Here is an 11,129-nt window from a genome sequence, read left to right as displayed (position 1 = left end):
GGCGTGGTGTTAGCCATCGCCTCTTCCAGGATACAAAACCTATTTTTGATTTGGGGAATGGGATTGACACCCCCCCATATGAACAATCTGAATAAATTTAATCTTATAGCTGTCTGTTTTTCAGATGCACCGCTGAAACCTTTAATAATATTAGGTAGATTCCTAAACACAAGATAGATGATTACGCCCATGCGTGTTTTTGTATTAATTTTCAATGTTAACACCGAAAATGAAGGCATTCACTCAATTCGGGTGGCTGATGCTTCCGCGTCCCATTCCCGAGGTGTACGCAATAAAATTTTGATGTTTGAGTCAGAAGATGATGCTCTGCGCTTTGCTTTATTACTGGAAGCTCAGGATTTCCCTACCCCGACGGTAGAAATGGTCGATGCTGAGGAAATTAAGGATTTTTGTGAAAGTGCTGGTTATGAATGGGAAATTATTCCGGCTAACAGTGATTTAATCATACCCCCAGAAATTAACTTGGATCATACTGACTGGCAACTGTCGGATGCTAGTGAGGACTACCGTTCTCAGCAAGTCCCACCAGCAGCACCAGAAATGTCTGATTCTGAACTAGAAAAAATCCGTCATCAATTAGAAGGATTATTGTGAGTTAATTGGGGAATGGGGGAAGAAAGGTTTCAATAATACGATTTATACAAGATGTCGGCCATGTCAAATTTACAGGAACGCAGCTATCTATTAACTGAGCAGGTAAATCCTCATAGTCTTAACTTAGACCAGCTTAATTCTATTGAGTTGGTGGATTTGTTTAATCGGGAAGATGAAAAGGCCCTGGCGGCAGTGGCGGCTGCTCAAGTTCAATTGGCTCAAGCCATTGATTTAACCGCAGAACGTTTGAGTCAGGGAGGACGTTTATTTTATGTGGGGGCAGGAACTAGTGGCAGGTTAGGAGTGTTAGATGCTGCTGAATGTCCACCTACTTTTTGTACCCCCCCAGAGTTGGTACAGGGTATTATTGCCGGTGGTGCTGGTGCATTGGTGCGCAGTTCTGAAGATTTAGAAGACCGTAGCGAAGATGGTGAGGCGGCTATTGCTCAACGACAGGTGACTCAACTAGATGTAGTAGTGGGTATTACTGCGGGGGGAACTACTCCTTTTGTTCATGGAGCGCTCAATGCAGCCCGTCAGCGTGGTTCTCGCACTATTTTCATGGCTTGTGTACCTACAGAACAGGTGCGCATTGATGCTGATGTTGATATTCGCTTATTAACTGGTCCGGAAATCCTGGCTGGTTCAACTCGTTTAAAGGCTGGTACCGCGACAAAGTTAGCCTTAAATATCCTATCTACTGGGGTGATGGTGAAGCTGGGTAAAGTTTATGGTAATCGGATGGTGGATGTGGCAGTAACTAACCACAAGTTACGCGATCGGGCTCTACGAATGTTACAAGACTTAACAGGTTTAAGTCGCGAAGCTGCCGGTTTTTTACTCGAACGTAGTGGGAAGTGGGTTAAGCTAGCGTTACTCATGCACTGGACTGGTTTGGAAAAGGAGGCTGGCGATCGCTTACTCGCACAACACCAAGGTAATCTCAGGCTGGCTGTTACTAGTTACAACAATCACAAACAACATTGAGAGATTCTCACTGTTTTTGCCGAAAGTACCTCCATCTATTTGATTTATTTGATTCAAATTCACTCAGATTTGCTCATCTATGGCTAGACTATCCCAAGAGTTACAACGCTACTTTTTTGATGATCACCAATCCCCTGACGTGACCTTGGCAGAAATTCTGCTCCTAGCCAAAGAGCGAGTTTTTGGGTTTTTACTGGTGATTCTGTCCCTTCCTTCGGCTTTACCTGTTCCTGCGCCTGGTTACTCCATTCCTTTCGGTATCCTGATTTTTTTGCTGGCTGTACAGCTAATTATAGGTGCGAAAATCCCCTGGTTACCCCCCAAAATGATGAATTATCCCGTAAAACTAACAACAGTCCAGAAATTTTTACAAGTAGGAAATCCTTGGCTCCAAAGGATTGAATCCATCTCCCGTCCGCGTTTGACTTATATTTGTACCACTCTACCAGGTAGAATCACTATTGGTAGTGCGATCGCCTTGATGGCAATTTCCATGATGATTCCGGTTCCGGGAACCAATACTCTCCCGGCAATGGGGGTTTTTGTCACTAGCTTTGGTTTGCTCGAAGATGACGGAGCAATTACCTTAGGTGGTTTAATCATGTGTCTTTTCGGCGCAATTTTGACTATTTCAATTTTGAGCGCTCTAATTTGGGGTGGTTCTAGTCTTCTGGACTTAGTTAAAACTTGGTTGGGCCGTTAAAACAGGAAAAATATTACTAAGGTCCTATGAGAGCGGACGAATGAATGTATCTAGCCTTTTTCAGGCTTATGAAGTACACACCAATTCCCTATTCCCTGTTCGGTGTGTTCCCTCAAAATAAAAAAAATTGTACCTCACGAGCATGGAAAATGCTATAATTGGATTAATGAATAAAAAATCAAGAATCAAACAAGATTGCCAACAGCAAAAAATACGGGCACTTTGCTATTATCCCACTTAAAATCAGGTCTTTAGTTGAAAAAAAATGTGAAAATATCTCAAGGATAAAGAAAATCAAACCCATGTATCACAAATCATCCTGATATTGGTTTTGAATGCAACCAACGCTGATATTTTATCTTTTTTTAGAAAATTATTGAGAATATTTAGCAATATAGGTTAAGATTTTGATATATTAAAAGCAAGTAGTCTCATGGAATCCGGGAATAGGTGGGTATTGTTTCTGGATAAGAACAGGCAAACAACAGGCAAACAACAGGATTTTTATGGCTACGCCACGCCAGCTATGGGTTTCAAGCCTTTTCCAGCCTTGATATATATCAAGTATTGCGCTGGGAGTCAGTATGGCTAGGCTACGCAAGCTACCAGGTAAACTCAGCAAGTAGAATCTTTTGAACCGGCTAATAAAAAACAATACAAAATGAATTTGAAGGTTGCTGTAATATCTCTCCGGGGGTGAGTGAACTTTAATCTAGAGACTTTGTTAACCAGAAAGGAATTTATTAAAAATGATGCTATAAAGTGCCTACCTGCTTGTTACTAGTAAATGCAGAATATTCTCGTTTATTGCTCAGGGTTGAAGCATCGTAGCCAAAATTACATGAGTTTTTTCTCATAATCTTCTGTTCATACAATTCACTAATGAGTAAATTTCGATGAATACTTTTTTTTGTTCTGATCATGCACGAGAACTCGGAGAAGATATTATTGGTAGTGCTACAAATTATCAAACATATATTTTAGTTGAATGTCCTCAACCCTGGACTTATGAGGCTTTTCAATCTAAATGGGTACCAAATAATTTACAGGTTCTAGTAGAGGAAGTCCGCTGTGCTAGATTACCCGTGAGGTTTCTTTTAATTGCGAATAATTATTCCCATAAAGTGGACTACACCACCCTTTTGATTTACCAAAAACAAGAGGGTATGAGTCATGGATACCAAAAATACGAGTTTAAACTACCACATATTGAACAAGCAGCGGGGGTGGTAAAACAATATTTATGGGGAAAAATATCCGACTATGAAATAGATACAGGTATAACTAGAGATATTTTAGTCTGTACCCACGGTAGCCATGATCAATGTTGCGCTAGATATGGTAGTCCTTTTTATTTCCAAGCTAGGACGACTGTGACGGATTTGGAGTTGGATCATGTGAGGATTTGGAAATCTAGCCATTTTGGTGGACATCGATTTGCACCAACAGCAATAGATTTACCAGATGGTAGATATTATGGTGTTCTCAATCAGGAATCCCTGAGGTCAATTTTAACTCGTACAGGTGATATAGAATCTCTCAGGAAAGTATATAGAGGCTGGGGAGTTCTACCTAGTGCGCTACAAATCTTAGAAAGAGAACTGATGTTATATCACGGGTGGGATTGGTTTAATTATCAAGTAGGGGGGAAAATTATTCAGCAGAGTTTAGATAACAATACAATCTTAGCCGAGTTAAGTTTTGAGGACTCACATGGTTCTCTATTTATTTACGAGGCGAAACTTGTCAAAGACAAAACAAGGACACTGGAAATCAAGGGTTCTTGTAATGCCAAAGAAAATTCTGTATTTGTCAAATATGCTGTAGATAGTATGAGAATTGTATGTAATAAAGTTGCAAGTTTAAGTAATTAAGGCTTGCTGATTTACAAAGATGATGAGGTTGTTATCTACCAAACAGCTAGTAAAAATAAGCTCTCAATCATTGCAAATTTTAAACAACAAAACTCATGGTTTAACAAACCACACTTTTATAGGAAACACCAGTTAAGAACCGAGCATTTGCAAATTATGTAACGTAGAATATAGTCCACCAGCTTGTAACAATTCCTCATGGCTTCCTGCTTCGACTAATTCACCTCGCTGTAACACAAAAATTCGATTTACATTGCGAATTGTGGACAGTCGGTGAGCGATAATAATGGCGGTACGCCTCACTAAAACTTGGTTTAATGCCTCTTGGACTAAGGTTTCTGTATTCACGTCTAAACTAGCGGTGGCTTCATCCAAAACTAGAATTTGTGGGTTACGAATTGCGGCACGTGCGAAGGCTAAAAGTTGCTTTTGACCACTAGAAATATTTGTGCCTCGTTGCCGCAGTTTAGTATCATACCCTTGGGGTAATTGTTCAATAAACTCAGCAATATTGGTTTTACTGGCGGCTTGTTGAATTTCTTCAAGGGGATAATAGTCGCCCAAAGTGATGTTACTTTTAACGTCACCAGCAAACAAAAAGCCTTCTTGCAAAATTACTGCCATATAGCGTCGTAAGTCTGCCTGTGCTAGCTCCCGAATATCTACGCCATCTAGTAAAATGCGCCCTTGGGTTGGTTCATAAAGACGGCACAATAGCCGAATAACTGAAGTTTTTCCCGCACCTGTGGGACCGACTAATGCGACTTTTTCGCCGGGATGAATTACGAAACTTAAGTTTTTAATTACATAATCATCGTCTTTGTAAGCAAACCAGACATTTTCAAAACGAATTTCTCCCAATTGTACAGGAGTGTCAAAATCTTGGTGTTCTATCTTACCAACTATTTCATCTATATAACCAAAAGTTGAATCAAATATAGAAAAGCGAGGATGACTAGTATCGCGGATTTCTATGGGTTCATCTAAAATGTTGATAATGCGTTCAATGGCGGTAAAACCAGCTTGGATGACGGTAAATTTTTCGGCAAAATCTCTTAAAGGGTCAAATAGTCGCTGGGCATATAAGATAAATGCTGCTAAAATTCCGAAGGTGAGGAAGTCACCTAAGAGCAACCAACCACCTAACAACAGAACCCCGGCGATCGCCATTAGTGCTATCCATTCTAAAGTTGCTGAAACAGCGGAATCATAAAAAATGGTTTTATCTATTTCCTGGATGTAACGTTGATTTGTGTGGCGAAATAATTCGGCATTAAATTTTTCTCGTCGGAACAACTGGACTACATTAATACCAACTATATTTTCTTGTAACTGAGAATTTAAACTAGAAAGTTCTTCCCGTACCTTATAATTGGCTTGGCGGTACTGTTGCTGAAAGTAAATAATTAACCAAGTAATGGGTAGGAGTATCAGCAGCAGCAAGCAAGCAAGTTTCCACTCAATGGAAAACATAATAGCGATGATCACCAGCATACTGAATATATTGGAGACAATACCGATGGCACCGGTGGAAAAGACATCCCCTAATACTTCCACATCGCTGGTGAGTCGAGTAATTAATTTACCTACGGGTGTACGGTCAAAAAAACGTACTGCTAAAGATGTGACATGGTGAAATAAATCCTGGCGTATTGCGGCTGTGATGTTTTGTCCCAGCTTTTGGAGTATATAACCCTGAATGCCAATTAATACCAGTCGGATGGCGATGGCTATAAGTATTAATATTAGTAGAATATTTAACCCTTCCCTCAAGGGGAGATTCCTGAGTAACTCATAGGTACTTGGTTCATTGCGAATCAGAGAAATCACCTGTCCAATCAACAGTGGTTGCACTGCGTTGGCTAATGCAATGGGTACAAGTAGGACTATTGCCAGTGTCAGCAGTTTTCCATGGCGACGAGCATAGGGCAATAGACGTAAAAATAACCGCCAGTCGTTGTTATTTGAGCGGTTGTTCTGGTGGGATTTGTTTACAGATTGGTAATTGCTCATATTCACACTCCCACGGCTAAAAGCACATGGGATTCTTGCTTCATCTAGCCAACTTACTTAGAGGAGTTTCTTCCCATTCGCAGAGTCCACAAGCTTGATATTCCCTATGCCCCACATTACTATTTTATTCTACAATAATGTTTAGATAAAATCAATACTAAGTTGATTTTTGTCATCCTATTTAGGGTAGAAAGTCTAACTTTCTGTGTGTGTGATCGAACCGGCGATGAAGGCTCCCAAAACGGTACCCATCCATAATCCAGTTGTACTACCTTGCCATGTTGCTCCTGGTGTTACCCAAACATTACACATGACTTTTAAGCCCCAAGACTGGTTTTGACAGTTCTGGTTATGTAGCATTGATGTCATGTGTCCACCGATGTAAGCACCCAAAAGACCTAGTGTCACAGCTAAGAATGTGCAAGTTAAAAATCTATTTTTCATCATGATTAATGCTAGTTCTAGCAATGGTGGGTTACGCTACCCTAACCCACCCTACAGTTTTTGGTGTTCTTTGATCAACCTGTATTTCTCATCCCGGCGGCAATACCATTAATAGTTAACAGTGCGCCTCTGAGTAACTCGCCTTTGCTGTACCTAGAATTAATCACACCAGATGTGCTAGTTAAATTACGTGATTCACGCAAGCGTTTGAGTAGGGAAACTTGGATGAAACCTAAAGGTAAAATCGTACCATTACGTAACTGTACTGAACGTTGCAAGACAGGATCGCCATCCAAGAGCCGAGTATGTCCAGTGATTTTCAGCACTAAATCTCTAGTGAGATAGAATTCGTTGGCAATTTGCTCGAATACTTTTTCTAGTCTGGCTTTATCTTCAGGATTAGCTAATTCTTCCACGTAGTGATGGGCCATTTGCATATCTACTTTGGCCAGGGTCATTTCTGCTTTGGAAATCACCATTTTGAAGAAAGGCCACTTGAGATAAAAGTAGCGTAGTAATTTCAGATGTTCTTCGGGTTCTTCATTGAGGAATCCCTGTAAAGCTGTACCAATACCATACCAAGAAGGCAATAAGAAACGGGTTTGTGTCCAGCTAAATACCCAGGGAATGGCGCGTAAACTGCTGAGGTCTTTTTTTCCTGATGGTCGCCGCGCTGGACGGGAGCTAATTTGTAACTGGCTAATTTCTTCAATGGGGGTAACTTGGTGGAAAAAGTCGATAAAATCCGGTTGCTCGTAAATCAACTGGCGGTAATGTTGACGCGATCGCCCGGCTAATTCTTCCATAATCTCATTCCAAGGTTCGATATCATCAAACCCTGTTCGTAGTAAACTAGCTTCAATTACCGCAGTGGTAATAGTTTCCAAGTTGTACATAGCTAAGTCTAGCAAGGAGTATTTAGAAGCTAATACTTCCCCCTGTTCAGTAATCTTAATGCGCCCATTGATACTGAGTCCTGGTTGAGCCAAAATCGCCTCGTAAGCTGGTCCCCCACCCCTTCCCACGGAACCACCCCGCCCGTGGAATATTCGCAAATTTACACCGTATGCTTCAGCAATTTTCTGGAGTGATTTTTGGGCTTTATGGATTTCCCAGTTACTACTTAAAAAACCAGAATCTTTATTGCTGTCAGAATACCCTAGCATGACTTCCTGTAAATTGGGAGTGAGGGGGGAAGCTGTGGTGGGGATGGGTAATGATGAGCCGTTTTCTTGACTAGCTTTAACTGCTTCATAGCCACCGGCTAATAAAGCTCGATATAATGGCAATTCAAATAACTGTCGCATGACGCTTCTGGAGCGTTGTAAGTCTTCGACTGTCTCGAATAAGGGGACAACTTGAATGGTTCCCACGGCGATGGCGGGGTCAAACAGTCGGGATTCTTTGGCTAATAGTAACACTTCCAAGACATCGCTCACTTGCCGACACATACTGATAATGTATGTTTGGCAGATGTTGACACCAAACTCTTGCTGTAGCGATCGCAATATCCGGAAAGTTTCAATGACATCGTTAGTTTTTGCCGAAAATGGCAATTCTGACGGAATTAGCGGCCTGCGGGTTTGTAGTTCCCCTGTGAGCCAAGCAACTCGCTGTTCTTCGGATAGTTCATTATAGGGTTGGGGTAGTATTTGCAGATATTCCAGAATCTCATTTAAAGCATCAGAATGTCTGGTGGATTCTTGGCGGATATCCAACTGAGTTAAGTTAAAGTCAAAAATTTCTACTTGACAGATGAGAGTTTCTAATTCCCCACAGCTTAAACCAGTTTCGGTTAAATTACGTGCAATTAACCGCAATTCTGCTAAAAACTCTGACCCGGAACGATACATGGGGGCTTCTTCTCCTAGGACTTCCCCGCTCAGGTTATGGTCAAGTTTCACGCCTATACTGGGTGATATTTCTCGGTTATACAAAGATAAATTGCGATCGCGAGTATTTTCCAACCGTCTGAGCACATAAGCCAGCTTTAACCGATAAGGTTCTTGGCGATATCGCAAAGCCAGTGCATCGTACACATCACTTAACTGGGACTGGTCTATCTCCAAAGATTCGAGCAAGTCTGGTAAGACATCGCTCCAGTGCATTGACACACTCAATAATTCAATGAGCTGTTTGACTGATTTAATATATCTTTCCAAAACCATTTGGCGCTGATAACAAGCTGTTTGCCAGGTGATTTCTGGTGTTACCGATGGGTTACCATCTCGATCTGAACCCACCCAAGAACCAAAAGAGCAGAAGTTTTTATGGGGCGGTTCTAGCCAATTAAAAGTCTTACCCAAGGCATATTTTAACCGCTTATAGAGTTGAGGAATGCCATCAAATAACACCTCTTGGAAGTAGTGTAAGGCATAATCTACTTCATCGAGTACCGTCGGTTTAAACTGGTGCAGTTCATCTGTGCGCCACCACAGGCGAATTTCTTCGAGTAATTGTTCTCGCAAATCCGCCCCTTCCCATGGATATCCGCCTACTGTCCCTTCATTGCGATTTTCTACCGCATCTAGTTTTTGCAGCAGGTTGACTACCCGCCTTTGCTTATCGCGGATGGTGTGACGAACTATTTCAGTTGGGTGGGCTGTGAACACTAAACGCACATCCAACTGTGAAATCAGGCGTTGAATTTGCTGGGGTGGCACATTTAGCCTAAATAAATGGGGAAACAAAGTAGCAAATGTACCTTTTTCTTTATTAGTTGATTTATTTACCCAAGTTGTTGTAGAGAATAGACTAATTGTCTGTGTACAAATTTCTTTTTCTTGGTTAACAATCAAGGCATCATCTTCTTGATGGTTAGAAGAATAGGCAGTGTGGGATAAAGTCCCTTCCTGAACTGTTTCTCCTTCCCCTGGTGAATAGCGAGTTAATTGCTGCCGCTGTTCATATTCCTGCTCTATGATGTTAATCAACTGGAAATACAATGCAAAAGCCCGAGCGGCTCGAATCGCCTCATTGATATTCAGTTGTTCAATCAACTTCACAGCAGATGCGGCCTGGTCATTTGTGGCTTGTCCTTCCGGCGAACATAAGCCCCGCAATTGTCGCAATAGTTCCACCATTGTTTGACCACATTCCTGTCGGAGTACTGATTCCCACAATTCTTCTACCACTTGCAACCGATGGCGCAAAAATAACTCTGAGGTAGGGTAAAAATTTACCCCTTGAGACAAACTGTATAAAATAGAACTCATAATGGCTGCTCTTGTCAAGCTGATTACTGTTTACATCCTATAGACTTACATCCCATAGACGAAATTAATTCTCAGGGAAAAACCTTGAGGATTTTAGCTTCTAAATATATTTTTTAATCTGTTTGTCTACCTCTGGTGCTTGTATCCCAACTGTTGTTAACTGGAAAAGGGAGAATTGGCAGGCGATCGCCGCGAAACAATTCCTCACTAGCTTCGCCTATAGATTCTAGGGCTTTGACTGTGGCTTTTTCTGCGGTGAGCAGCAGTAGTAAAGACGCTGTACCTATTTGTAAAAGAAAAGATGGGGGAATGCTCAACAAAGGCAGATTAAATCCGATATTCTCTGAAGATTTTTGGTTAGTAGAAGTCATTGCTAATTCTTAGTTGTTGGCTGATTGACACTCCCCTACCTCTAATGGTAGGTCTAGTTGCACCACGTGAGTAGAATTCAAGATTAATTAAATAGTCCCTGTCCTCCCTCGGTTTTGATGCTTTCGATTTTTCCATTCTCGGCGTAGTTTCTGAAGGTCTTTAGGTCTAATCCTAATCTATTCTACTGCTTCTCTTAGTGGTATCTGAGCATTTGTGGTGATATAGCATTTCCCATGCTCGTGAAATACAAAGTTTTTTAGTTTTTTGCAAACAGGTATTAAGGAACAAATTTTTGTGTACTTCATTAAGCATGAATCGGATTTGGGCAGCCCACAAAGTAACAAAAATGTTAGGGAGGGGGTTGATTGATCAAGGTATTGATAAGTAAATCTAATACTTGCAGCTAATTAAATCAGAAAATTTATATTTCACTAAAAGTAAATACATGTTAAGTTTATTAGAACGGACGGATAAAAAAACCGTCTAATTGGTTACAAAAATACATTGCAATCATAAACAAATGACCACAACCTTACAACAGCGCCAAAGCGCCAACGTATGGGATCGCTTCTGCGAGTGGATCACCAGCACCGATAACCGGATTTATATCGGTTGGTTCGGCGTACTCATGATCCCCACCCTCCTAGCTGCTACCACCTGCTTTATTATCGCGTTCATCGCTGCTCCTCCTGTAGACATCGATGGGATCCGCGAACCAGTAGCTGGCTCCTTAATCTACGGAAACAACATCATCTCTGGTGCTGTTGTTCCTTCCTCCAACGCCATCGGCTTGCACTTCTACCCAATCTGGGAAGCAGCTTCCTTAGATGAGTGGTTGTACAACGGTGGTCCTTACCAGTTGGTAATTTTCCACTTCCTGATTGGTTGCGCTTGCTACCTAGGTCG

At 41.4% G+C, this 11,129-nt stretch carries 8 protein-coding genes and 1 pseudogene; 5 read left to right on the top strand and 4 right to left on the bottom strand.

Features of this window, described 5'->3' with window-relative positions:
- The first annotated feature begins 177 nt into the window (after nt 1-177).
- From NWP21_RS08455 to NWP21_RS08440, 4 genes are all read left to right on the top strand, one after another.
- Nucleotides 178-615, top strand: coding sequence for a DUF3110 domain-containing protein (locus NWP21_RS08455; protein WP_280792348.1), 438 nt, complete (start codon nt 178-180; stop codon nt 613-615).
- Between the two features lie 60 nt (nt 616-675).
- Nucleotides 676-1,602 (top strand): N-acetylmuramic acid 6-phosphate etherase, encoded by a 927-nt coding sequence (gene murQ / locus NWP21_RS08450; RefSeq protein ID WP_271733507.1) that lies wholly within the window; start codon nt 676-678, stop codon nt 1,600-1,602.
- 79 nt (nt 1,603-1,681) lie between these two features.
- A complete protein-coding gene (locus NWP21_RS08445; RefSeq protein ID WP_280792346.1) occupies nt 1,682-2,305 on the top strand; it encodes an exopolysaccharide biosynthesis protein in 624 nt (207 codons plus the stop codon).
- Nucleotides 2,306-3,201: 896 nt separating this feature from the next.
- Nucleotides 3,202-4,179, top strand: a complete 978-nt coding sequence (locus tag NWP21_RS08440; RefSeq protein WP_280792345.1) for a sucrase ferredoxin — start codon at nt 3,202-3,204, stop codon at nt 4,177-4,179.
- A gap of 132 nt (nt 4,180-4,311) precedes the next feature.
- Here NWP21_RS08440 and NWP21_RS08435 read toward each other — a convergent pair whose 3' ends face one another.
- The 4 genes from NWP21_RS08435 to NWP21_RS08420 all read right to left on the bottom strand — a co-directional run bounded on the left by NWP21_RS08435 (nt 4,312) and on the right by NWP21_RS08420 (nt 10,222).
- Nucleotides 4,312-6,192 carry an ABC transporter ATP-binding protein gene (locus NWP21_RS08435; protein WP_280792344.1) on the bottom strand — a complete coding sequence of 627 codons (1,881 nt, stop codon included), beginning with the start codon at nt 6,190-6,192 and terminating at the stop codon, nt 4,312-4,314.
- Nucleotides 6,193-6,387: 195 nt separating this feature from the next.
- Entirely contained in the window at nt 6,388-6,639 is a 252-nt protein-coding gene (locus tag NWP21_RS08430) for a hypothetical protein (protein WP_280792343.1), read from the bottom strand.
- Between the two features lie 71 nt (nt 6,640-6,710).
- Complete coding sequence (ppc, locus tag NWP21_RS08425) at nt 6,711-9,851, bottom strand: phosphoenolpyruvate carboxylase (RefSeq protein ID WP_280792342.1); 3,141 nt, start codon at nt 9,849-9,851, stop codon at nt 6,711-6,713.
- 113 nt (nt 9,852-9,964) lie between these two features.
- Nucleotides 9,965-10,222: a hypothetical protein gene (locus NWP21_RS08420; protein ID WP_280792341.1), complete on the bottom strand. Its 258-nt coding sequence runs from the start codon at nt 10,220-10,222 to the stop codon at nt 9,965-9,967.
- 521 nt (nt 10,223-10,743) lie between these two features.
- Between NWP21_RS08420 and NWP21_RS08415 the strand changes: the two are divergent.
- Nucleotides 10,744-11,129 (top strand): annotated as a pseudogene (locus tag NWP21_RS08415) (photosystem II q(b) protein); the annotation flags it as partial.

Origin of the sequence: Anabaenopsis sp. FSS-46, assembly GCF_029891665.1 — a bacterium.
Classification (GTDB): domain Bacteria; phylum Cyanobacteriota; class Cyanobacteriia; order Cyanobacteriales; family Nostocaceae; genus Anabaenopsis; species Anabaenopsis arnoldii.
This window is presented reverse-complemented; position numbering and strand designations above follow the sequence as displayed.